General features: G+C 62.0%; 19 protein-coding genes. 12 read left to right on the plus strand and 7 right to left on the minus strand.

Annotated elements, in window-relative coordinates:
* Positions 1-8: 8 nt before the first annotated feature.
* Positions 9-368, minus strand: coding sequence for a response regulator (locus tag VGL22_RS00685; RefSeq protein WP_465264945.1), 360 nt, complete (start codon positions 366-368; stop codon positions 9-11).
* Positions 369-426: 58 nt separating this feature from the next.
* Positions 427-1410 carry a D-hexose-6-phosphate mutarotase gene (locus tag VGL22_RS00690; protein WP_465264946.1) on the minus strand — a complete coding sequence of 328 codons (984 nt, stop codon included), beginning with the start codon at positions 1408-1410 and terminating at the stop codon, positions 427-429.
* Between the two features lie 98 nt (positions 1411-1508).
* Here VGL22_RS00690 and VGL22_RS00695 point away from each other — a divergent pair, with 98 nt between their 5' ends.
* On the plus strand, positions 1509-2666 hold the full coding sequence (locus tag VGL22_RS00695; RefSeq protein ID WP_465264947.1) for an ATP-dependent DNA ligase: 1158 nt from the start codon (positions 1509-1511) through the stop codon (positions 2664-2666).
* Positions 2667-2783: 117 nt separating this feature from the next.
* On the opposite strand, the gene VGL22_RS00700 is transcribed toward VGL22_RS00695, so the two are convergent.
* Positions 2784-3662, minus strand: coding sequence for a hypothetical protein (locus VGL22_RS00700; protein WP_465264948.1), 879 nt, complete (start codon positions 3660-3662; stop codon positions 2784-2786).
* 305 nt (positions 3663-3967) lie between these two features.
* On the opposite strand from VGL22_RS00700, the gene VGL22_RS00705 reads away from it, so the two are divergent.
* Together VGL22_RS00705 and mgrA are read left to right on the plus strand one after the other, a co-directional pair.
* Entirely contained in the window at positions 3968-4396 is a 429-nt protein-coding gene (locus VGL22_RS00705; RefSeq protein ID WP_465264949.1) for a response regulator, read from the plus strand.
* Between the two features lie 158 nt (positions 4397-4554).
* Positions 4555-5595 (plus strand): L-glyceraldehyde 3-phosphate reductase, encoded by a 1041-nt coding sequence (mgrA, locus tag VGL22_RS00710; protein ID WP_465264950.1) that lies wholly within the window; start codon positions 4555-4557, stop codon positions 5593-5595.
* Between the two features lie 194 nt (positions 5596-5789).
* Here the strand turns inward: mgrA and VGL22_RS00715 are convergent, their stop codons facing one another.
* A complete protein-coding gene (locus VGL22_RS00715; protein ID WP_465264951.1) occupies positions 5790-8465 on the minus strand; it encodes a M14 family metallopeptidase in 2676 nt (891 codons plus the stop codon).
* A gap of 195 nt (positions 8466-8660) precedes the next feature.
* Positions 8661-9170: an Lrp/AsnC family transcriptional regulator gene (locus VGL22_RS00720; protein WP_465264952.1), complete on the minus strand. Its 510-nt coding sequence runs from the start codon at positions 9168-9170 to the stop codon at positions 8661-8663.
* Positions 9171-9318: 148 nt separating this feature from the next.
* Between VGL22_RS00720 and ald the strand changes: the two genes are divergently transcribed.
* The 4 genes from ald (at position 9319) to VGL22_RS00740 (ending at position 14935) form a co-directional block, all read left to right on the plus strand.
* On the plus strand, positions 9319-10434 hold the full coding sequence (gene ald, locus VGL22_RS00725; RefSeq protein ID WP_465264996.1) for an alanine dehydrogenase: 1116 nt from the start codon (positions 9319-9321) through the stop codon (positions 10432-10434).
* 84 nt (positions 10435-10518) lie between these two features.
* Positions 10519-12816, plus strand: coding sequence for a sensor histidine kinase (locus VGL22_RS00730; protein ID WP_465264953.1), 2298 nt, complete (start codon positions 10519-10521; stop codon positions 12814-12816).
* Positions 12813-14168, plus strand: a complete 1356-nt coding sequence (locus VGL22_RS00735; protein ID WP_465264954.1) for a sigma-54-dependent transcriptional regulator — start codon at positions 12813-12815, stop codon at positions 14166-14168. Before VGL22_RS00730 ends, VGL22_RS00735 begins: the two co-directional genes overlap by 4 nt.
* 206 nt (positions 14169-14374) lie before the next feature.
* Positions 14375-14935, plus strand: coding sequence for a type 1 glutamine amidotransferase domain-containing protein (locus VGL22_RS00740; RefSeq protein ID WP_465264955.1), 561 nt, complete (start codon positions 14375-14377; stop codon positions 14933-14935).
* A 110-nt stretch (positions 14936-15045) separates the two neighbouring features.
* Here the strand turns inward: VGL22_RS00740 and VGL22_RS00745 are convergent, their stop codons facing one another.
* Positions 15046-16845: an acyl-CoA dehydrogenase family protein gene (locus VGL22_RS00745; protein WP_465264956.1), complete on the minus strand. Its 1800-nt coding sequence runs from the start codon at positions 16843-16845 to the stop codon at positions 15046-15048.
* Positions 16846-17326: 481 nt separating this feature from the next.
* Here VGL22_RS00745 and VGL22_RS00750 point away from each other — a divergent pair, with 481 nt between their 5' ends.
* The 5 genes from VGL22_RS00750 (at position 17327) to VGL22_RS00770 (ending at position 22748) form a co-directional block, all read left to right on the plus strand.
* Positions 17327-18148: an OmpA family protein gene (locus VGL22_RS00750; RefSeq protein WP_465264957.1), complete on the plus strand. Its 822-nt coding sequence runs from the start codon at positions 17327-17329 to the stop codon at positions 18146-18148.
* Between the two features lie 143 nt (positions 18149-18291).
* The gene (locus VGL22_RS00755; RefSeq protein WP_465264958.1) at positions 18292-18399 is read left to right on the plus strand and encodes an energy transducer TonB; all 108 of its coding nucleotides are present in this window, start codon (positions 18292-18294) and stop codon (positions 18397-18399) included.
* A 181-nt stretch (positions 18400-18580) separates the two neighbouring features.
* Positions 18581-20152: a cellulose synthase family protein gene (locus VGL22_RS00760; RefSeq protein ID WP_465264959.1), complete on the plus strand. Its 1572-nt coding sequence runs from the start codon at positions 18581-18583 to the stop codon at positions 20150-20152.
* Positions 20153-20758: 606 nt separating this feature from the next.
* On the plus strand, positions 20759-22282 hold the full coding sequence (guaB, locus tag VGL22_RS00765) for an IMP dehydrogenase (protein ID WP_465264960.1): 1524 nt from the start codon (positions 20759-20761) through the stop codon (positions 22280-22282).
* Positions 22272-22748 (plus strand): VanZ family protein, encoded by a 477-nt coding sequence (locus VGL22_RS00770; protein WP_465264961.1) that lies wholly within the window; start codon positions 22272-22274, stop codon positions 22746-22748. Before guaB ends, VGL22_RS00770 begins: the two co-directional genes overlap by 11 nt.
* 87 nt (positions 22749-22835) lie before the next feature.
* Here VGL22_RS00770 and VGL22_RS00775 read toward each other — a convergent pair whose 3' ends face one another.
* A complete protein-coding gene (locus VGL22_RS00775) occupies positions 22836-24548 on the minus strand; it encodes a hypothetical protein (protein ID WP_465264962.1) in 1713 nt (570 codons plus the stop codon).
* Positions 24549-24826: the final 278 nt, after the last annotated feature.

Raw genomic sequence — 24826 nt, forward strand, 5'->3', positions numbered from 1 at the left:
TCTTGTGCTTAATCGGGCCACCGTCGCTGAATCTTCTCGCCCAGAATGCGCAGCAGTTCCTGCGGATTATGGCTGTCGACACAGCAGTCCACCGGCTCCGTTCCAGAATAGCCATACGGGGTGGCAACAATGATGGGCAGCCCGGGATCGATCTTCCTGGTTTCCGCGATCAGTTCGGGATGGTCAGTCAGGATGGACTGGTGAATCAGGATGACGTCGACTTTGGGGAACCGGCGCAGCAGGCTGAACCCGTCCGTCGGATTGTAGGCAGTGATCACGTTGTGTTTTGCGGTTTCAGCCACGAGCTTGCGCGCAGAAATCCCCTCAGGCTGTTCTTCTTCGATCATCAGGATCACAAGAGATTTCAAGATTTGCCTCTGGATGAGAGATGCATGGAGACTTCCCCATGCCTCTTCCCCTGCCCGTTTATTCAGGACAAACCGACAGAATGGCGCGCAGCATGTGTTCTTCGCCGGGTGCAAGGGACACGGCGGCGCCCTGTATATTGCTGGCCTCCACGCAAAGCATCTGCTGCCACTCTCCATCGCCGAGGTCCGCCATCGCGGCCGCGCCGCTCTGCCACGGGTTCCACACGATCGTGTTCAACGAGTGGAGCTTCTCCGTACGCAGCCGCCGCTTCAGAACAGGGTCCAGAATCTCCGCCGGAGACTGGGTATCCATATAAGCGCTATCTGTCGGGCCGCCGACATTCAGAATCCCTTCCTGGCGACGGGCTTTGTTGCCGTCGGTGTTGTCGAGATACGTCACATCGTTTAGTCCGTGCACGCTGGCCTGGCGAACGTCGCCCACGCGGAAATACGTGTGCAGCGCCTCTTCAAAGCGAAGCGGCGTGGCTCCGCCGTTTATGACGGTAAGCTCCAGGCAAAGCGAGGCGCCGATGCGCAGACGGAGCGCCACAAGAAATTCGTGCCGCCAGAGTGCTCGTGTCGTGTCATCGCTGGACGTGATGCAGACCAGCGTTACCGTCCCGTCCTCTTCCACATGCAGCGAGTCCAGGCCCCACTCGCGGGTGCGGACAAACCCGTGCTTGGGAGCCTTGGGATCGCCGGCCTTCTCACGAAACCACGGAAAGCACACCGGAATACCGCCGCGGATGGCGTGGCCCACTTTCCAGCGAGACTGCTCGCTGACAAACAGAACCTCTTCGCGGCCGGCAGGGCGCCAGCTGAGAACCTGCGCGCCATACAGCGACACTTCCGCAGCGGCGGCCGGCGAGGTGATGCGAACCGTAGGGAAGCCGCCCCTGCCGGACACGACTTGCGCTATGCCGGCAATTCCAAACCGCCGGTCAAGAGACTCAATGTGCGACACCGTTTCCATATCTGAAGCGGATTCTACTGGATCGCATCGCTGCACCGTCAGGACAACGATGCGCTTAACAACGGGCATCCCATTGCCTGGCGGCAGAGAAGCATTTTTCTGTCCGCTGAATCTGCTTCCCCACTTTGTCACTTTGTAACTCTGTCACTGCGTCTCCCGAGGTATCCGTGAATCTGCTCGTGAAACCGCCCATTCTGCCCATGCTCGCCAAACGCGTCGACGCCATTCCCGCCACCGGCGAATGGGTCTTCGAGCCCAAGTGGGATGGCTTCCGCGCGCTGGTGTTTCGCGACCCCGACGGCCATCCTGGCGAAGTGCTTCTCCAGAGCCGCGACAAAAAGCCCCTCAATCGCTATTTCCCTGAACTGATCGAGCCGGTACGCGAGCAACTCCCCCCCGGCTGCGTGCTCGATGGCGAAATCGTGATTGCCCGCGAAGGCCGCCTGGATTTCGACGCGCTGCAATTGCGCATTCATCCCGCCGCCTCAAGAGTGAAGCTGCTGGCGCGTGAGACACCGGCTTCCATCGTCTTCTTCGACTTGCTGGCCGTGGGCAAGCGCGACCTGCGCCAAACTCCCTTTTCCGACCGCCGCGCCGAGTTGGAGAAGCTCCTGAAATCCGTCAAAACTCCGCTGCACCTCACCCCCGCCACCCGCGACCGCCATGTGGCCGAGGATTGGTTCCGGCGCTTTGAAGGCGCAGGATTCGACGGCGTCGTTGCCAAATCCGTCCGCGATGGCTATCAGCCGGACAAACGCGTCATGCTGAAGGTCAAGCACGAGCGCGACTGCGACTGCGTGGTGGCGGGTTTCCGCTGGTACAAGGACGCGGAAGGACAAGCCATCGGATCGCTGCTCCTCGGGCTCTATGACAATGCGGGCGTGCTGCAGCACGTCGGCGTCTGCGCCAGCTTCACCGCGGAGAAACGCCGCGAACTCGTCAAGCTTCTCGATCCCTATCGCAAAAATGCCATGGCCGACCATCCCTGGAAACATTGGGGCGGCCCCTCCGCCGGCGCCGCACAGCGCATGCCCGGTGCCCAGAGCCGCTGGAGCCATGGCAAGGACCTTAGTTGGGAGCCGCTGCGCCCCGACCTCGTCGTCGAGGTCAGCTACGAACACATGCAGTCCGGACGCTTCCGGCACATGGCCCACTTCCGGCGTTGGCGCCCCGATCGCCGCCCCGAGACTTGCACCTATGCGCAACTCGAAGTGGTGGCCCCGGAGGAATTGGCGGCGATGTTCGCAGAGGACCTCCGCCGGACCGCCGAAATACCGGCACCTAAACCGGCCGCCCGTTCCCGCCGCCGCAAAACCGCAGCCTGACTCTCCTCACAGCCCCCGCGGTCCGTCGCAGAGTTCCCTCATCACAGAAACAGAAATGGCTCCGGAGCATCTCGCCCCGGAGCCTTTCGCTGCTGACCACTCTGCCTGATCGCTCGGTCAGAACCGCACTCCGAACGTGACCGGAATCAGCTTCGTGCCTTCGCCAATCGTTGACGGATTCAGCCCGTTCGCAGACTGGTTCAGGATCGCGGGAGAAAGCACATCCAGATAACGCGCTTCGGCGAATAACGCCATCTTGCCGTCCCCGTATGCGCCTCCAAAGCGATGGCTAACGCCGCCGCCCACGCTCCAGCCAGCCTGATTCGATGAAAAATGGCCCACCGTCGAGGGCACATAGTCGACCCCGCAGTAGCCGTAATAGTAGTCACAAAACTGCTGCGGATACAGCACCTGGAAATTCGTGACCTTGCGGTAAAAGCCGCCTCCGCCCGTCACGTAAACACTGGTGTTATGGTGCGGCAGCAGGTTTACCACCGGGTTGAGCGTCAGCGACCAGAGGTGTACGTTTCCGCCGTCCACCCCAGCCTGCGACGCGATGCTGCTGGGAAGCCCGTCGTCAATGAACTGGTACTCGGCAAGCAGGCTCAGCATCTGGTTCAGATGCAGGCCGCCGCCCGCGTTCACCTGGTAGCCAGTGTTGATGTAGGGGCTGGTTTCGCTGCTGGGCAGGTTGAATCCACCGCCGAATTCCATCGCCAGCTTGCCCTTCCAGCCGGAACTGCGCGTTTTATTGTCATATTGGCCGCCGCCCCCGGCAGGACTTGCCGACGGCGATCCGGCATACGCGGTGCCCTCCGCATCGCTGGCCGTGAAGTTGTAATCGGTGGAACTCGACTCGTTCGAAGAAACCGCGGCTGCGTGGAACGACTCGGGGGATGCCGAAACCTGCGCGCCGGCAACTCCGGCTGAAAACAGGGCAACGGCTCCCGCCAGCGCCACGCGGCTTGAAAAGGACAACCACGAAACAGATGACATGACTCGACCTCTTAAGTAAATGTACGCATGCTGCCCGTGAGTCCCTGACAAGAGCTCAACGACAGCCTTCCAGCAGGCGGAGACAGAAACAGGCGCCCCCGCGCGCTAACACCTTAGACACGATTCCGCCCTTGGGGTTGTGCCGTTTGGCCGCCAAAATCTGCTCTTATCGTGAGAGCACGCTTGAAGTTCCGCATCACGGCACGCCCGCGCCACCTGCCGCCTGGTCCCTCAACCATCGCAACCGGTGTTAACCCGCATCTCATTCCCCAAAGGGCTCTTCCTTGCCCGGATTGGGGGCCTCTGTGTCTGAGCAATCCAATGATCCAAGCGCCGAAAGCCTGCGCGTTCTGGTGGTGGACGACGATATCCGTGTAGCCGACAGCATGGCCAGCATTCTTTCCGCCGGCGGCCACGAGGCCACTCCGGCCTACAGCGCTGAAGCCGCCATCAAGATGGCCGCCCGCATCACTCCGCACGCCGTGATCTCCGACGTCGTCATGGGGCCCGTCAGCGGCATCGAACTCGCCAACCACATGCGCGAGCATTTCCCCAACTGCAAGGTGCTGCTGATCTCCGGCCACGCTTCGGCCAACGACTTCGGTCAGACACTGGCGGCGCGCTCCTCCGGCCTGCAGTTCGCTCCCAAGCCCGTAGCGCCACACCGCATCCTTGAGTTCGTGGCCTCCTGCCGCACCCCGCGGCCCGGCATGGAACCCGCCGCCGGATCGTAAACGCTCCAGCGCTGATCGATTCCGCCACGGCGGGCGTTGCCTTTCTTTCTGTCATTCCCCAGGGGAATCTGCTGTTGTTGCGCTCGCCATCGTGTGCGTCGAAACGCGGGGCGCGCCGTTGACCCTGCCCCATCCTCGTCGGCTACGATGACTACGTCATGGAAAAGCCCTACGTACCCAATCCCTCCCGCCACGACAACGCCCCCTTCCGCCGCTGCGGCCGCTCCGGCATCGTGCTGCCGCCCATCTCTCTGGGCCTCTGGCAAAACTTCGGCGGCGCCGACGTGTTCGAGACCGGCCGCGCCATGGTTCGCCGCGCCTTCGATCGCGGCGTCACCCACTTCGACCTCGCCAACAACTACGGCCCTCCTTACGGCTCCGCCGAAGAAAACTTCGGCGTGATTCTCCGCAAGGACTTCCACAATCTGCGCAACGAGCTGATCATCTCCACCAAGGCCGGCTGGGACATGTGGCCCGGCCCCTATGGCATCGGCGCCTCGCGCAAACATCTGCTCGCCTCGCTCGACGACAGCCTCAAGCGCATGGGCCTCGACTACGTCGACATCTTCTACGCCCACCGCCCCTGGGCCGACACGCCCCTCGAAGAGACCATGGGCGCCCTCGCCACCGCCGTTCACCAGGGCAAGGCGCTCTACGTCGGCATCTCCTCTTACAGCCCCGAACGCACCCGCCAGGCGCATGACCTCCTCAGGAGCATGGGCGTGCCCCTGCTCATCCACCAGCCTTCCTACTCCATGCTGAACCGCTGGATTGAGCGTGGCCTCCTCGATACCCTCGAAGAACTAGGCGCGGGCTGCATCGGCTTCTCTCCGCTCGCCCAGGGCATGCTCACCACCAAATATCTGAACGGCGTCCCTGCGGAGTCGCGCGCCGCCACGGGAAATTCATCGCTGCTCAAGGAGTTCCTCAACGAGAAAAACATCGCCCACGTCCGCAAGCTCAATGAGATCGCGCAAAAGCGCGGCCAGTCGCTGGCCCAGATGGCCATTGCCTGGGTGCTGCGCGACAAACGCGTGACCTCGGCCCTGATCGGCGCGCGCAACGTGGAGCAGCTCGACAACTCCCTCGACGCCCTCAACAAACTCGAGTTCTCACCCGAGGAGCTCACCGAGATCGAACAGCACGCCGTCGACGTAGGCATCGACCTGTGGCGCTCCGCCCGCATGAACATGTCGTAGGTGCTTCCTGCCGCATACCGGGTGCCCCGTCCAAGTTCTGCTTGGGCGGGATCTCATGGAAGCTCCACCAGCCACCCGTGTCCCACCCTGTCGCCTTCTTTCTAGCGACAGGGTGGGAAACCACGAACCCCGCTTCCGGGTCGAATCGATAGGAACACAGGGCCGCCACCCGCGCCGCGGCCCCACTCCCGCTCCTATTCCGACGGATAATCGTCGTCCTCTTCCTCCGCCTGAGCCTTCGCCATCTTCGTCCCAGGCGCAGCTTCTTTCTCCTTCGCCGGCGCACCCGCCTCTACCGGCAGATCGGGATGGTCGTAGGAATACAGCTCATTGAACAGGTACTTGTACGTCGCATGCGACTGCCCGCGGAACTGCGGCTTGAATCCGTACAGCACAATCCTGCCGCGCCCGTACGCCATCTCCACCGCCGCCGCCTTGCCCTCGATCGCCTCAGGATGCAGCAGCAGCCCGCTCTCCAGTGGATTGGTCTGCTTCGAGTAGCGCGCCAGCACCGCGCCGTGGAACCCCGGCAGCGGCTGGAACACCGGCCCCGCCTGGAACATCACCACAGCAGAATCGGACGCACCGTAATTGGTCGGCAGATCCGCATGCTCCGTTTCCACACGCAGCAGCGCTCCGGAGCAGAAGAACTTCTCGCTCTTCGCCCCCTTCACCACGTTCTCCACCGGCAGGCTCAGCAGCGGAATCAGCGCATCCGCCGCCTTGTTCAGCGCCACCAGCGTCCCGCCTGCCCGCACAAACTCGCGCAGATTGTTGAGCCCATCCTGCCCAATGCCGCCGGCATACTGCCCCGGCACCACGCCCACGCCGTACCCGTCCATCAACTGCCGAGACGACATATCCGGCACCACGATCACGTCATATCGGCTGCGCAGATCGGCTGAGCGCACATCTGCGTTGTAGAGGCTCACCGGCTCGAACCCGTAGTTCTCCAGGATCCAGCGCGTCCAGCCTTCGTCGATTGATGGCGCCCACGGCCGATAGAGCCCGATCTTGGCCTTCTTGATCGGCACCGTATGCGCAGGCGCCGCCACAGCAACAGCCGCCGAGGCATACTTCTTCGCGATCCCGTCGAGCCGGTCGCGTGCAATGCCGCTGATGAGGAACGCGCCCCTCTCCGCGCCGTTTGCCGTCTTCACCGTGTCCTCGGCGAGTGACACCGTCGCGCCTTCCTTCAGCGCCGCGTTCACCACCTCGAACGACGCATTGGTGTGATGGCTCAGCGCCAGCACCGCCCCCGCGCCCTGGATGGCCGCAACCGGCGCCTCCGCCTTGTCCACCTTCGTCAGCAGCCCGCGCTGATCGGCGCCCAGCGGATCGGTCACAGCATCCACATGCACGCCCATCTGCAGCGGCAGCGTCCAGCCGGTCACGTCATAAGGCAGATCGACAGCCTTCGATGTGCCCGCCTCGATCGCGTCAGGATACTTCTGCCGCTCGAACAGCTCCTTGGCCATCTCCGAGTAGGCCTGGTCCATGGGAATCACCCACGAGCCCGCCGGATAACTCACCCCGTTCGCCTTGAACCCCTCTTTGCTCGCGTAAACATCCAGGCCGTTGTCGATCATCTTCTGCGCCAGCAGCGCGGCCTCCGGCGTGTCCGTCTGCTTGTCGCTGATCACGTACGCAAACGGCGGCTCTTTCTTGAAGTGCTCGATGGTGTCGCGCGCAGCCTGGTAGCGGTTGTAGAGCAGCGTCTCGCGATTCTTCGCCGCCAGGTCCAGCACTGACATCGAACCGCCCACCATGTAGTCCACCGCGTCGCGCAGATGCCACCAGCCGCCCTGCCACGGCGTGCTGTACATCGTCAACGCGCGCAGATCCTGATACTGCTTGGGGAAATCGCTCACCGTGTAGAAGTGCGGTGTGGCGTACTCGTAAAGCGCCGTCTCCGTGAAGAACGAAATTTCATTGCGGAACACGTGCGCCCAGTCCGTGAAGCCCGCATACCAGTTGTCGAACCGCGACTCGGAGATGGCGCCCGGCATCTTGTGCGCATCAAGATAAGCCGCCATGTTGGTGCCAATCACGTTCAGCCAGCTCCGCACATACGGGCTGATGTTCGACGAGATGGGGTCGGAGAACGGCGGAATCCAGATGCGCGCGGGAAACGGCGCAGTCTGATGCTGGCAGTAGAAGATGACAGGGTTGTACTCGAGCTGCGTCTTCGTGACCACCTGCTCTTCTTTCATATTGAGCATGTAGCCGTCGCGATTATTGTCGTGCCCCACATACTCCTGATAGAGCTGCGGCACCGGGCTCACTTCGTACTGCGAGCCCACGTTCTGCCGGTACCAGTGCACCACAATGTCCTGTCCGTCGGGATTGAGCGTGGGCCACAGCACCAGCACCACGTTGTCGAGAATGGAGTCAATCTCCGGATCGTTCTTCGCCGAAAGCAGCTTGTACGCCAGCATCATCGTGTGCTGCGGCCCGGCAACTTCGCTCGCATGCAAGCCCCCGTCGATGTGCACGATCACCTTATTGGAGCGGGCCAGTTCGCGGGCGCTGTCGTCATTGAGACCGGTGCCCCGCGCCAGGCGCCCTGCCACCTGCTTGGTCTCGTCCAGCTTCGCAATGTTGGCAGGCGAGGAGATAACCGCAATCTCAACGTTGCGGCCCTGCGTGGTCTTGCCCACGGTGAACATCTTCATGCGATCGGGCGCGGCATCGGCCAGCGCATGAAAGTAGCGGACCGTGTCCTCGTAGTCAGCCAGGTAGAAATCATCTCCCGGCGTATGCCCCAGCACCGAAGCCGGCGTAGGCACCTGCGCCGCACCAGGGCGCGGCATGAACAAGGAAAGACAAGCAGCGACACAGCACAGCCGAGCGGCAAGCTTCAACAACATGAATTCTCCTTAGGGAATGGGAGCAACTTTCGGGTGAGTCCAAGGGTAACGCACCGCGGATAAGCTTTGTATCAGGATAGTTCGTCGTCTGTGGGGCGGTCGTCAGCGGACGGGGGGATCTGCATCGAAGGACGTCATCGCACCCGATCCTACAGCTCTTGCACTGATCACTGACCACTAATCACTAATCACTAATCACTGCTTCTCCATCACATCCCGCAGCGCAAAGCTAGTCTCCAGCCGCACCACGCCCGGCAGGCGCGACAGCTCATTCTGGTGGAGCCGCCCGTAGTCATCAATATCCGCCACGCGCGCCACGAGCATGTAATCGTACTGCCCGGCCATCAGGTGGCAGCTCACAATCCCCCGCGTGTGCCGCACCGCCCCTTCAAACGCAGCCAGCACTGGCGCCGACTGGCGCTCCAGCGTTACCCGCACAAAGACCGTCATGTGCTTGCCCAGCAGCCGGTCATTGATCAGCGCGCGATACCCCCGGATGGCTCCCACCGCCTCCAGCGCCTGAATGCGCCGCGAAGCAGCCGACGCGGAGAGCCCCACCGCCTCGCCTACCTCATAATTGGTGGCACGGCCGTTGCGCTCCAGGTAGTGCAAAATGGCGGCATCCAGGTCGTCCATACCCGTCGCGAGCGGCGCCGCAACCATTTCGTGCACCGGCGGGTGCGTCTCGTCACGTTTCGTTCCCATACTGCAGTTCTACTACGAACTTTGCACACATCAAACTACATTCGCGCAGTAGTATGCAGGGGTCATGCGAAAATGCGGCGCCTGCAAATACGCGCCCACCGGCACCATCCGTTCCCGCGGCATCCAATCGCAGTTTGAGGAGCAGAACATGATCATTGGCGTTCCCAGAGAGATCAAGGACCACGAAGCACGCGTTGGCGTGACCCCCGCGGGCGTGAAAGCGCTCACCGATGCCGGCCACAAGGTGCTCGTCGAAACCAATGCCGGCGCGCTCTCCAGCTTCCCGGACGACGAGTATCAGAACGCCGGAGCGGAAATCGTCGGCGATGCCGGCTACTGCTGGGGCAAATCCGACATGGTCGTCAAGGTCAAGGAGCCGGTCGAAAAGGAGTATCCCTACTTCCGCGACGGCCTGGTGCTCTTCACTTACCTGCACCTCGCGCCCATTCCCGATCTCACCAACAAACTGCTCGACGCAAAGGTCACCGGCATCGCCTATGAAACCGTGCGCGACCGCCAGAACACCCTCCCCCTGCTCACTCCCATGAGCGAAGTCGCCGGCCGCATGAGCGTCCAGGTCGGCGCCAGCTATCTCGAAAAAGAAAAGGGCGGCCGCGGCATCCTTCTCGGCGGCGTCCCCGGCGTTCCTCCTGCGCATGTCACCGTCATCGGCGGCGGCGTGGTGGGAACCAACGCAGCGCGCATCGCGCTTGGCTTCGGCGCCAAGGTCACACTCATCGACCTCAACCTGAACCGCCTGCGCGAAATCGACGACATCTTCAACGGCCGCGTGTACACCCTTGCTTCAAACAGCTACAACATCGCGCACGCCACCCGCGAGGCTGACCTGGTCATCGGCGGCGTGCTCATTCCCGGCGCCACCGCTCCCAAGATCGTGACCCGTGAGATGGTCTCGCACATGAAGAAGGGTGCCGTGATCGTCGATGTGGCCATCGACCAGGGCGGCTGCGTGGAGACCGCGAAGCCCACGTCGCACTCCAATCCCAGCTACACCGTCGACGGTGTAGTGCATTACTGCGTCACCAATATGCCCGGCGCCGTGCCGCACACTTCGACGCTGGCGCTCACCAACGCGACCTTCCCTTACCTGATGCGCATTGCCAGCCTGGGCGCGAAGGAAGCGCTGCGCAGGGATGCGGGCCTCGCCGAAGGGCTGAATACCTGGGGCGGCAAGCTCACCTACAAGGGCGTCGCCGAAAGCCAGCAGCGCGAATACACTGCACCCGCCTCCGTCCTCGGCTAACCCCACGCTCTCACACGCCCCGCCCCACGGCGGGGCGGCGCAGCTGTTGCCCGTTCCCTATTCCCTGCCTTCTATAATCGCGGCATGCCTGAGAAGCCGAATTCACGGCTGCGACTGATCGTACTGTTCGCCATCGGCGCCATCCTGGTGGCCGCCGCCTTCGGCGCAATGCAGGCATTCAACACCTCCCACATCACGTTCCTCAATCCCGACACGTCGGGCGAGACCCTCGCCTTCTTCGGGCTCACCGTCGTTCTCTTCCTCCTGCTTATCGCCCTGCTCATGCTGCTGCTCAGGAACCTCCTGAAGCTCTCGGCTGACGGCAGCAGCAATGCGCTGGGTGCGCGGCTGCGCACCCGCATGGTGCTGGGGGCGGCGCTCATTGCAGTCACCCCCGCAACCTTCATGTTCCTGTTCAGCTTTTTCCTGATGAACCGGACCATCGATCGCTGGTTCTCTCCCAACACGTCTGAGCTTCGCGAAGATTCCATTCGCGTGGTGCGGGAGCTGGCAGAATACGTCAGTGGCAACGCGGAAACTGAAGCCGCATCCATCGCCGGAAGCGGCGCGCCTGATCACGACTCCGCCGGTTTGCAGACGTTGCTGAACGCGCATCGAATGACCCTGCAGGGCGGATTCGTCGTCATCTACGCGAAGAACCACAACGTCCTCCGCACATTCGACGCACCGTCTGACACCACTCCCGCCAGCATCGTGCCGTGGCTGGTTGACCAGAATGACGACGGCACCCAAAGAGCCAGCCCCGTGGCGCTCCAGGGCTCGCTTTATGCGCATCTGCTGGCGGCCGCCCAGAGCAGCCGCAAGCCCCTCCTGCACATCGGCCAGAAAGACTACGCGCTCGGCGTGAGCACCAGTCCTGCCGGCAACGTGGCCGTAGCTGCGCTGCCCATGCCGCAAGGCCTCAGCCAAACCACCGGCCGCATTCGCACGGGAGCCACCTCTTACTGGCAGCTGTTCCGCATGCGCAACCAGATCCGTTCCAATTTCTTTCTGCTGCTGCTCGTGGTCACGGTGTTCGTGTTCTTCTCCGGTGTGTGGCTGGCGCTGTTTTTGTCCAAGCAGATCACGCGCCCCGTTGCGGCGCTGGCTGACGCTATGAACGCCATCGCGGCGGGCAGTTATGAACAGCGCGTGGAGCTGCTCACCACCGGTGAAATGGCTGAACTGGTGCGATCGTTCAATCACATGGCCGCCGATCTCGAAACCAGCCGCCAGCGTGCCGCCAGTTCTTCCGCCCAGCTGACCCGCGTCAACCAGGCTTTGGAACAACGCCGGCGCGAGCTTGAAATCATTCTTGAGACGATTCCCAGCGGCGTCGTCACGCTCGACAACTCCGGCATCGTGCTGCAGGCCAACCGCGCCTTCGGCACGCTGGCTGGCGAGCGCCAGGACTCCGACCTGCGCGGCGAGCGCATCGAGTCCCTCCTCCCGCAGGAGTGCATCGACGAAATCACCTCGGTCATTCGACGCGGACAGCGCATGGGATCGGCATCCACTGAGTTGGAAGCGCACGTTGCCGGCCGGTCCATGCATCTTGCCGTCACCAGCGCCCGGCTCGACCTGGCGCCCGGCAAGCGCGGAGCAGTGCTGGTCGTGGAAGACACCAGCGAGCTGCTGCGCGCCCAGCGGCAGATGGCCTGGAAGGAAGTGGCGCAGCGCGTGGCCCATGAAATCAAGAACCCGCTCACGCCCATCGCGCTCTCCGCCGAACGCATTACGCGCCATCTCGATCGTGCGCACCCTGACTCGCCGTCCATCATCCGCAAATGCAGTGAGGTCATCCTGGGCAGCGTGGGCTCGCTGCGCACGCTGGTGGACCAGTTCTCCGCGCTGGCGCAGTTCCCGGCGCCCCGCCCCCGCCCCTGCGATCTGAACAAGGTGGCCAATGAGGCCCTGGCGCTCTTCGCGGGCCGCCTGGACGGCATCACGGTGACACGCGATCTGGCGCCCGATCTCCCTCCCGTCCGCGCCGATCACGACGCCATTCGCCGCGCCCTCGCCAACCTCATCGATAACGCCGCCGAAGCCATGCAGGGCAGCCTCTTGCGCGAACTCTGCGTGACCACCGCCGTGAGTGAAGACGCCGGCGCCGTCGAGATTACAGTCTCCGACACGGGCCACGGCATCACCGACGACATTCGCGAGCGCCTGTTCCTGCCGTTCTACTCCACCAAACACCGCGGCACCGGCCTGGGACTCTCCATCGCCGCCAAAATCGCGCAGGACCACGGCGGCACCATTCGTGCCGAGAGCAACGCCCCCAAAGGCGCGCGCTTCCTCATGCGCATCCCGTTCATTGAGACAGCGCCGCACGCGCCGGAAGCCGACCACTCCGAACCCATAAAGGAAATCCACTCATGAATCACGTCCTGGTGGTCGACGACGAAGCCAACATTCGCGAGTCGCTCGAAGAGATCCTGCGCGAAGAAGGCTACGGCGTCGCGTCTGCCGCAACCGCTGCGGAGGCCAGGGTGCTGGTTGAGGATGCGCCCTACGACGTGGTGCTGCTCGACATCTGGCTGCCCGACAGCGATGGCCTTGACGTTCTCAAAGAGCTTCACCAGTTGCCGGCCGACACGCGCCCCGAAGTCATCATCATCAGCGGACACGGCACCATCGAGACCGCGGTAAAAGCCACCAAGCTCGGCGCCTACGATTTCCTTGAAAAGCCTCTCAGCCTCGATCGCACGCTCATCGTCTTGAAGAACGCGGTGGAAGCGCGCCGCCTGCGCACCGAAAACCTCGAGTTCAAGCGCCAGTTCAGCGTCAACTCTGTGCTCACCGGCGAAAGCGTTCCGCTCAAGGCGCTCCGCCAGCAGATCCGCCTCATGGCGCCCACCAACGGCCGCGTGCTCATCTATGGCGAATCCGGCACCGGCAAGGAACTCATCGCGCGCTCTATTCATGCAGAGAGCCTGCGCCGCGATCGCGTCTTCGTGGAGCTCAACTGCGCCGCCATTCCTGAAGCCCATATTGAAGCCGAGTTGTTCGGTGTGCGCCACGGTGCGCAGCCAGGAACGAGAACTGACCAGCGCGGCACGCTGGAACGCGCCGACGGCGGCACCCTGTTTCTGGATGAAGTGGGCGACATGAGCCTCAAGACCCAGGCCAAAGTCCTCAGCGCTCTGGACGACCAGATGTTTACGCCCGTAGGCGGAACCCAGCCCCTGCGCGTGGATGTGCGCCTCATCGCATCCACCAACAAGGATCTCGAAGAGGAAATCGCCAAGGGCAACTTCCGCGAAGACCTGTTCTATCGCCTCAACGTAGTCCCCTTCTCCGTGCCGCCGCTGCGCGAGCGCAAGGAGGACATCGGCCCGCTTGTGCGTGAGTTTCTCGGCGACTTCGGCCGCCAGTACGGACGCCCGCGCATGGAAATCAGCAATGAAGCGCTCGAAATCCTGCACCAGTATCACTGGCCTGGAAACGTCCGTGAATTGAAAAACGTGATCGAACGCGTGCTCATCCTCAACCCGCGCGCGTTACGCATTGAGCGCAAGCACCTGCCGCCTCTCACCCATAAGGCCGTCGCCCGCGGCAGCGATGGCTTCTCTTCGCTGCAGCAGGCACGCGATGCCTATGAGCGCGATTACATCCTCAAAAAAATCGAGGAAGCGCGCAACAATGTGAGCCGCGCGGCCGAGTTGCTTGGCCTTGAGCGTAGCCACCTTTACCGCAAAATGAAAGCCCTCGGCATCAGCGTGCGCGAGTAGCGCTATGCCCGCCGCCACCCGCCGCCCGCACTCTGTCGGGATTCCCGCCGATCACGCCTTCGCCATCCGCCCTCACCTCTCTTCCTTCGGACGCGGCCGATCCGCCCCTCGTTGCTCCGCGCCTCAATCCGCGGATCGCATCCAAACGGAGCGGCAACCCCGCCGCGCCGCTCCGGCGTCCTACCCGTGGGATATGGAGGAGTTTTATGGCTTCACTCAGCGGCAAAAAGATTGCATTCCTCGCCACCGATGGATTCGAACAGGCAGAGCTGCTCGATCCGCGCAAAGCTCTCGACGAAGCGGGCGCCACCACCATCGTGATTGCGCCTAAAAGCGGCGAGATCAAAGCCTGGAATATGAAGGACTGGGGAACCACCGTCAAGGTGGACAAAACCCTCGAAGCCGCCAACCCCAACGACTTCGACGCGCTGGTGCTTCCCGGCGGCGTCATCAACCCTGACCATCTGCGGATCGACCCAGCCGCCGTTAACTTCGTCAAGAAGTTCGTCGAGACCGGCCGCACCACCGCCGCCATCTGCCACGGCCCGTGGACCCTTCTTGAGGCCGGGGTGCTGCGCGGCAAAACCGTCACCTCATGGCCATCACTGAAAACCGATCTCAAGAACGCCGGCGCCACCTGGGTCGACCAGGAGGTGGTCACGGACGGCCAATTCATCTTCAGCCGCAACCCGGACGATATCCCGGCATTCAGCCGCACCATCATTGAAAGCGTCAGCGGCTCCGCGCGTCAGGGCGCCGCAGCCTAGCGCAACAATAAAGCCGCAAAAGAAAGCCTCGCCCTGCGTGAGCAGCCTCGCCCTGCGTGAGCAGCCTCGCCCTGCGTGGGCACGGCGAGGCTTTCTTTCTCCACCTGCTCTCAGGCGCTATAAACCGGATACTTGTCCGCCATCACGCAAGCCTGAGCCACGCTGCGGCTCAGCACCACGGTATCGGCCGGCGTCGACTTCACTAGCCTCCGCAGAATCGCCAACTGCGTCCGCAGCATGTCCCCGTCCGCGCACGCAGCAAGCACACGTTTGGCGGCCTGATCGGCAAGCGCGATCGTCTCTTCCGCCAAAAGCGCCGTCATCTCCGCCGCCACCTTGGCCGCCGGCTTCTTCGCGGCTGCCAGCTTCCTGGCCCGCAGCAGTGCGGACTCCAGCGCGTAAACCTGCGCGATGATATCGGCCAGATCGGCCATGATCTCCTGCTGATCCTGCAGACCCATCATGTAGCGCTGGCTGGCCACCCCGGCCGCGAACAGCGCCACCTTGCGCGTGGCCTCCAGCACCTCAGCCTCGTGCGCCAGGGGCTCGGCGGAGTCGCTTCCCCCGTCAAACGAAGGTGGCTGCATCACGTCGTCCATGACCTTCTTGATCGCGGGCAGCAGGCCCAGCTTGCCGGCCATGGCCCGCTTCATCAGCCAGCCGGTAATGATCATCCGGTTAATCTCGTTCGTTCCCTCGAAGATGCGGTTGATGCGCGCATCGCGATAGAAGCGCTCCGCGGGATACTCCTCCACGTAGCCGTAGCCTCCCATGGTCGCCACCAGTTCGTCCGCCACATAGCTCAGCATCTCTGAGCCGTAGACCTTCAGAATGGAGCACTCCACCGCGTACTCTTCGATACGCCGCTGCACCTCTTTGGGATCGTTCTGATCCGCGCTGGCCAAAGCAGCGTCCATCATGCCCACGGTGCGATACACCATGCTCTCCGCCGCATACAGCCGCGCGCCGGCGGTGGCAATCTTGCGCTGAATCAGCCCAAATTCCGCAATGGCTTTGCCAAAAGCCTTGCGCTCCTTTGCGTACTGGATCATCTGCGTCAGTGCCATCCGCGCGCCGCCCACGCACGCAACCGCCAGCTTGAAGCGGCCCACATTGAGCACGTTGAACGCAATGTGGTGTCCCTTGCCCGGTTCCCCCAGCAGATTCTCCACCGGCACCCGGCAGTCCTGCAGCACCAGCGGACACGTCGAAGAACCGCGAATGCCAAGCTTGTGCTCTTCCGCTCCGATCGTAAGCCCCGGGAACGTTCGCTCCACCAGGAATGCCGAGAACTTCTCGCCATCAATCTTGGCGAACACGGTGTAGAGGTCCGCGATCGCCGCGTTCGTGATCCACATCTTCTCGCCGTTCAACAGGTAGTAGCGCCCGTCCGGCGTGAGCGTCGCGCGGGTGCGGATGTTCATCGCATCGGACCCCGAACTGGCTTCGCTCAGGGCATAGGCCGCAACCCACTCGGCACTGGCCAGCTTCGGGAGATAAATCTTCTTCTGCTCCTCAGCCCCGTACCAGACCAGCGGCAGCGTCCCAATCCCGATCTGCGCCCCAAAAGCTGTAGAGAAGCTGGCCAGCGCCGAGATGTGATCGGTCACCAGCGCGGACGTCGTCTTGTCCATCCCCACCCCGCCGTACTCCTCAGGAATATCGACGGCAGTAAAGCCCAGTTCCGCGCACTTCTGCAGCAGCCCGCGCAACACGCCTGGTTCCTTTGCTTCAATGGCCTCGGCAGCGGGCAGAATCTCCTCGCGCGCAAACTTCGCCGCGGTGGCGGCAATCTGCCGCTGTTCTTCGTTCAGGTCCTCGGGGGTGAACACTTCTTCAGGCGTACGAGCCTCAAGAAGAAAGCTCCCTCCGGCGGCGGCAAGCGCAGGCATACCAGTCACGGTGCTCATCGTGGGGAATCTCTCCGGCTGCAGAAACATTACGCCGCACCAATGCCGGCGCACAACCCAGGTGGCTGATCCATTTAGATGCGGAATGCAAGGCTCTGATAACGCGAAGCTTCGCCACACCACCGCCACCCGCAATCTGGACGGTTTGAGCAGACCCGCGGGTGTCCGGCCGCGCTTCGCGATCCCTCCCGCTCCACTCGGCTGGCATTTTTCACAGTGGCAGGATTTGCGATCACCTCGCAACCTTGAAAGCAGAAGTACGCAAGCCAATGCTCCACGATGGGCTGGAGTTTGGTCGGTCCAAGCCCCGGGGCAGCCAATCCCCCAGGCGTCAGAGCTCCAGAAATAACGGGAGCGTTCACAACAAACAACGATAGGAGGAGCTATGCAACGGCATGGATGGGTGACTTGTGCAAGTTTTGCGGCGGCCCTTTGTGTGACGGGCCTTTCAGCCAGTTCTGCAAACGGTCAGGTAAAAGGGATGATCATCTCCCGATCCGGCGACACAATGGTTGTGAAGGGCGCCGAGGGCAAGACAATCGTGGTCCTGAACGAGCAAACCGACACCAAGGATGACGCTGGCCTCTTCGGATGGGACAAAGATCATCTCGGCAGCACCGTGCTGATGCCCGGGTTGAAAGTCAAGGTAGAAGGCGCACCCGACAGCCAGGGTCGAATCGTGGCCACCCAGATCACCGTGGACGGCGATGACCTCGAAACGACGCAGATGATTGAGGCCGGCCTCCATCCCACCGCCGAACAGGTGGAAGCAAACCTCAAGACCCTTCACGCCCATGCGGGAGACATCGCCACCAACCAGCAGGGCATCGCCGCCAACCAGGGGGGCGTCCAGGCAAACAAGCAGCAGATCAGCGAGAACATGAAGGACATCGAAGAAAACTCCAGCCGCTTCAAAGCGCTGGATGATTACGATGTCAAAGGCCAGACGACGGTGAAGTTCGCCGTCGGCAGCACGAAGATCTCCGACGAGGACGGTGAACAGCTGAAACAACTCGGACAGACCGCCATGGGCACCTCTGGCCTCCTCGTTGAAGTGGTGGGCTATGCCGACTCAACCGGCGACGCGGCCATGAACACCCAACTCAGCGAGAAGCGTGCGAAAGAGGTCATCAATTTCCTCGTCCAGCAATGCAAGGTACCAATCCGCTACATCGTGGCGCCCGGCGCAATGGGCGAGTACGGTGAAGCCTCCTCGAATGAATCCAAGGAGGGCCGCGCCGAGAACCGCCGCGTTGAAGTGAAGGTCCTCTCCAACAAGGGCATCGCCGGCAGCACCACATAGAGCTTTCACCGCTCGTCCTTCACCGCGCGATAGCACCCCGGGGGCACAGCCATCCTGATTTCGGCCGGCTGTGCCCCCGTTGCCCCTTGCGACTTTCCCAAAGCGCACCTGACCGGTATACCCCGAGGTTGGGAAGCGTGGGATTGTCTGGCATTCACGCCGTTCAGCTCTACCGCTTCACGCCGGCTATGAAGAAGGGACACCCCGTGCCGGTCGCCATCACAATCGCGGTGAATTTTCGCCTGTTCTGAAGCGTTCTGAGAAATCCTCCCCGGCAGCCTAACCCGAGCTTCGCGTACAATTTGGGTAGCCCGCATCGGGAGGATTCACCTGCTCACCCTAGCCGCAACCAGCGTCCGCCTCGGCGCCACGTGCCTGCAGTCACTTGCCCCGGCCCTGGTTCTCGCCCCGCAACACAATCTCAGCCATCAGTTGAAGACCCTGTTCACTGACCCCTTCGCCACCGTCCATCATTCCTTCAACTGGTTCGACACCTTGCTGTTGTTGCCGTATTTCCTGGTGATGCTGGTGCTGGCGGCCTATGGCATTCACCGCTACACCATGTGCTACCAGTACTTCAAGTACCGCAAGAACTACAATCCCAATCCTCCCGGACACTTCGCCGAACTGCCGCGCGTCACCGTGCAACTGCCGATCTTCAATGAGCAGTTCGTCATCGACCGCCTCATAGAAGCTGTTTGCGCCATGGAGTACCCCAGCGAAAAGCTTCAGATCCAGGTCCTCGACGACTCCACCGACGAGACGCAGGAGGTCGCGCGCGGCATCGTCGACCGCTACGCAGCCCTCGGTCATCCCATCGTTTACATTCACCGCGCCAATCGCCATGGATACAAGGCCGGAGCCCTCGATGCCGGCCTCAAAGTAGCGAAGGGCGAATTCGTCGCCATCTTCGACGCCGACTTCGTTCCACCGCCAGATTGGCTCATGCGCGTGATCCACCACTTCTCCGAGCCGGGAATCGGAATGGTGCAGACCCGGTGGACGCATCTCAATCGCGATTACAGCCTGCTCACCCAGATCGAGGCCATCCTGCTGGATGGGCACTTTGTGCTGGAACACGGCGCCCGGTCCCGTTCCGGCGACTTCTTCAACTTCAACGGAACCGCCGGAATGTGGCGGCGCCAAGCCATTGAGGACGCAGGCGGATGGCAGCATGACACCCTCACTGAGGACACCGACCTCAGCTACCGCTCGCAGATCGCCGGCTGGAAATTCAAGTACCTCCCGGAAATCGAGTGCCCGGCCGAACTGCCCATCGAGATGACTGCCTTCAAGACGCAGCAGGCGCGCTGGGCCAAGGGCCTCATCCAGACCAGCATCAAGGTGCTGCCCATGATGTTCCGGTCGAATGTTCCGCGCCGGATCAAGATCGAGTCGGTCTACCACCTCACGGCGAACCTGAGCTACCCGCTCATGGTGATCATGACCGCCCTGCTGATCCCCAGCATGATCGTGCGCTTCTACCAGGGCTGGTTTCAGATGCTCTTGATCGATGTGCCTCTGTTCACGGCGTCAAGTCTGTCCATCGCCGTGTTCTATGTGGTCAGCCAGCGCGTTCTCTTCCCCAAAACCTGGCTGCGGACTTTTCTATATCTACCCTTCCTCATGGCGCTCGGCATCGGGCTCACCGTAACCAACACCAAGGCCGTGATGGAAGCCCTCCTGGGAATCAAGAGCGCCTTCGCCCGCACCCCCAAATACCGCGTGGCCAAGAAAGGCGAAAAGTCCGTCGCCGGCAAGAAATACCGCAAGCGCCTCGTGCTCGCGCCCTGGATCGAGTTGCTGGTCGGCACTTACTTCTTCCTCGCCATCGTCTATTGCTTCTTGAATCACAACTACTTCACCGCCCCATTCCTGATCCTGTTCGTAGTCGGCTACTGGTATACGGGGCTGATGAGCCTCTTGCAGGGTCGCTTCGAGCGCTGGCGCGGCGGCGCCAATACGGACGAGTCGAGCCCAAAGCCCTTCCCGGTCGGCGTCTAACCGATTCCGAAAACCCTTACCTTGTCCTCCGATGGTGGTCGAAACGATGTCAAGGGCGCGCCGGATTCACCTGTGACCGCCCTCACAGCCACCCAACCCGAAAATCCCGCATACTCACCCTGCCGCCCTCCCGCGGCCCTGGGGAACTTGTGCCCAAAACACCCCATCCCGGCTGCAACGCCCGCCCTCTCCCCATGCAGGCCCCCGCAGCCGCAACGTTACTGAAGAGTTACGAAGTGCCCTTTTTTTTGACTTTAGCCACTCCTCCGAGGCCAAGTCATTGCCCCGATTACACCTATCGAAAGTCGGCGTGTGACGTATCTCACATTTCCACACCCCCAATCCCCACCACGGAAGCCCGCATGCGCACTCCTCTGCACAAAACGAAACCAGTCCTTCTGTTTACTAACTGGTAAATATACCCCCCCCTCCCCCCCCCCGGAGGAAATCCCTGCCGGCACTCGCCGCGGCCGCAAACAAGTCCGCCCCCACCCTGCCTGATTGTCCAGAGCTCACCCCCACCGCAGGGGGTCCGCTACAATAGATACCAGCGCCCGCCTGACTGGAGAATCGAATCTCTACGCCTGCCAGGCGCGTCCAAGCATTATGCTCGCCAAAAACCTACCTGAAGCGCTGACGTTTGACGACGTCCTCCTTGTTCCTGCCTATAGTGACGTGGTGCCGACGCAGGTGAGCACGTTGACGCAGCTCACCCGCGACATCACCTTGAATACGCCCCTGCTCTCCTCGGCCATGGACACGGTGACCGAATCCCGCATGGCCATTGCCATGGCGCAGCAGGGCGGCATCGGCATCGTGCACCGCAACCTCACCATCGAGCAGCAGGCAGGCGAAATCGATAAGGTGAAACGCTCAGAAAGCGGCATGATCGTCGACCCGGTCACGATTGGCCCAAATCAGATGATCGGCGATGCGCTGGATGTGATGCGGCGCTACAAGATCTCCGGCGTTCCTGTCACCCAGGGCGGCAAACTGGTCGGCATTCTTACCAACCGCGACCTGCGCTTTGAGACCCGCACAGACGTGCCGATCGGCGCCGTGATGACGAAGGAAAACCTCATCACCGTTCCCGTCGGCACCACGCTTGAAGAAGCCGAGCTGATCCTGCACAAGCACCGCGTGGAGAAGCTTCTGGTGGTCAACGAGCAGTACGAGCTCAAGGGCCTCATTACGGTCAAGGACATCCAGAAAAAGCTTAAGTATCCCAACGCCAGCAAGGACGAAAAGGGACGGTTGCGCGTGGGCGGAGCGATTGGAGCCACGGGCGACTATATGGAGCGCGCCGCCGAGCTGGTCCTGGCCCGCGTCGACGTTCTCGCCATCGACTCCGCACACGGCCATTCCTCGCGGATCCTCGAGGCTGTCACCGAAGTCAAGAAGCGCTTCCCCGGCGTCGGCCTGCTAGCCGGCAACGTGGCAACTTACGAAGGCGCCAAAGCCCTCATCGACGCGGGCGCAGACGCGGTGAAGGTCGGCATTGGGCCCGGCTCCATCTGCACCACGCGCATGGTTACCGGTGCCGGCATGCCGCAGATCACCGCCATAGCCGAGGCTTATCGCGCCGCCCGCGAACACAACATTCCCGTCATAGCGGATGGCGGCATCAAGTACTCCGGCGAGGTCACCAAGGCCATCGCCGCCGGCGCCAGCAGCGTGATGATCGGTTCGCTCTTCGCGGGCGTCGACGAGAGCCCGGGCGAGACCATCCTCTACCAGGGCCGCAGCTTCAAAACCTATCGCGGCATGGGCTCGCTCAGCGCCATGAACCAGGGCTCCGGGGAACGATACTTCCAAGGCAACGCCGACCTGGCCGCCTCTGACACCGTGGGGGAAGGCGTGGTGCAGCGCGAACGCAACGGGCAGAACCGCCTCGCCAAGTTCGTGCCGGAAGGCATCGAAGGCCGCGTGCCTTATCGCGGACCTTTGGAAGCCATGGTCTACCAGCTCGTGGGCGGATTGAAGTCAGGCATGGGCTACCTTGGCTGCAGCACGATTGCCGATCTGCAGGAGAACGCCCAGTTCGTGCGCATTTCGAATGCCGGTCTGCGTGAAAGCCATGTGCACGACGTCATCATTACCCGCGAGGCGCCTAACTATCATGTCGAGTAGCCTCCGCAAGACCGGCAGGTGGATTCACACCTGGTGGCCTGTCCTCGTGATGATTGCTGTGATCGTCACCGAGTCAACCCAGACGTTTGGTTCAGACAATACCAGCGGCCCCTTGCGCGTGGCCTACCAGGCGCTGTTCGGGCACGTAACCGACGACCGCTGGGAAGTGATTCACCATTACATCCGCAAGTCCGGCCACTTCATCGGCTACGGACTTGTCGGCCTGAGCTGGCTGCGCGCATGGCGCATCAGCCGGACGCAGTGGCGGTTTCGCACCGACGCAGTCCTCGCCCTTCTGGCAACCGCTGTGATTGCCAGCGCCGACGAGATTCACCAGTCGTTCCTGCCTAACCGGACCTCCACGCCTTGGGACGTGGCGCTCGATTGCTGTGGCGCCGTCGTGATGCTGCTGATTTCCTATGCGCTTCTGCGCATGTGGCGTCCGCGTAGGCTGGCCGCCGCCTGACACCCGCGCAACAATGCTTCCCTGACGTCAGGCGCGGCCGACGGCCTGCACCCGCCTGCTTCGCAGCATACTGAGAGAGTCTCTCCGCTACCACCTGTAGATGTTCAGGTTGTCGAGATAAGCCGTGACGGCGCCCGATCCTCCCAGCCCATCGATCTGGAAATTGGTGAGCAGCACGGAGCCCCACCCAAGCGCAAACGACGACGGCACCGTTACATTCAGATCCTGCTCTACGCCATCCAGCCAGACGGCCTTGTACGTCACGTTTCCGGCATCGTCACGCGAATACGCGAACTGCACGCGATGCCAGGTGTCCGCTGTCCAGTCGCGCGGATTGCACGCAGCCTTCGAGTGCAACCAATGGTCCACATAGTTCTGCACCGTGCCGGCATTCTCCGTGTAGTCCCATGTGCCCGTGCTGCCGTCACACTGGATTCCGTAGATCACCGTCTCACCGTTGTCGAGGACCTGGTTCATATCCAGTTCCAGATTCGCCAGGCCGGCAGACGGAGCCGCCAGGTACACCCACCCGTCGTAGACAAAGTTGTGCGCCTGCGTGTCGCTGCCGAACGAGACGTAATAGCGCTCTCCCCCGTTATTGCTGTACGAGGTCAGGAACTGGCGCGCCGAGCCCGTGAGCGAAGGACTCGCTATGGCCGCCGTAACGCCTGCTGAAGTGCCGCGCCCCACCCCGGTATCGTTCACACCCTTCCACGCTCTCAGGCTTTGAACGTTCTGCACAGTGACCGCAGTATCCGGAACCAGGGTAAGTGGATCATCAATCCCGCTCACCCAGCGATAGACGCTCAGGTTATCGACATACACCGTGGCCGTTCCCGCAGGTCCATCGCCATCCACCTGCAGATTGGTGAGCAAAACGGATCCCCACCCCAGCGCAAACGCGGAAGACACCGTAGCGTTGATGTCCTGCTTTGCCCCGTCCAACCACACGGATTGATAAGTGACATCTCCCGCATCGTTGCGTTCATAACTCGCCTGCACGTGGTGCCAGGTGTCCGGCGTCCAGTTAGAGGGACTGCACGTGGCGCTCGACTCGACCCACGCGTCGTCATAAAGCTGGGGAGTGCCGGCATTCTGGGTGTATTCCCACATGTTAGTGGCGCCGTCACAGCGGAGCCCGTAGATTACCGTCTGCCCATTCGGGATCACCTGGTTCATCTCGAAGTCAACCGCGCCGATAGCGGATGAGGTTCCGGGGATGTTGACCCACACGTCATATACGAAATTCGTAGCCGCGCGATCGACACCGAATCGTGTATAAAACCTTGCGCCGGCCGACTGGGAATACGCGTTGGTAAAAGCGCGCGCAGCACCGGTCAACGAGGTCGTCGACAAGACCGTGATGGTGCCCTCAGCCACGCCTGCTCCGGTTCCTGGATCTTTCACCACCTGCCAGCTCGGCAGTGCCTGAATCTTGCTTACCGCCTCTGCACCGTAAGGAATGAAGGGCGCGGTTGCGTCCACTACATTCAGAGGAACATCCGCAACGCACGGCTCACCGCCGTTTCCCCAGGACTTGACGTGGAGCACATGATGCCCCAGCGGACTGGTGACCTGCGCCGCGACCGAGGTTCCCCACACGATGGTGGTCTGCAGACTATCGTCAAGCGAGTAGCCCATGGACACGACACGTTGCGAAGGACAGGCACCTGCACTGGCCAGCAGCGTAAAGGGCGACACCACGGTCGAACCGCTTAAAGGCGTCGTCACAGTGACGTTTGCGAACGCCGGGAGAGCAAAACCCAGCAGGGAAAAAAGCAAAATTACCTTGAGTCTCATCAGCGGCTCCTGAGCACATCGCGAAGCACGCCAAATCGGCTTTCAAGATCCACTTGCTGGAGGCACCAATACAGACGAATCTGTAAGGTTCTATCTAAACCTCTCTAAGGATCCACTCGATCCGGGGGTGCTTGAATTATGCGGGGAGACCCGGAGAGGCGATTTTGTTCCGCATCAAAGAGTTGCGATTGGAATAGGATGAGCCCACAAAAAAAGGCGAGCCCCAGCGGAACTCTGAATTTCGACGCGCAGAACCACTATCTCTTTAGCGTTGCCGT

Source organism: Occallatibacter sp. (assembly GCF_036502485.1).
Lineage (GTDB): Bacteria > Acidobacteriota > Terriglobia > Terriglobales > Acidobacteriaceae > Telmatobacter.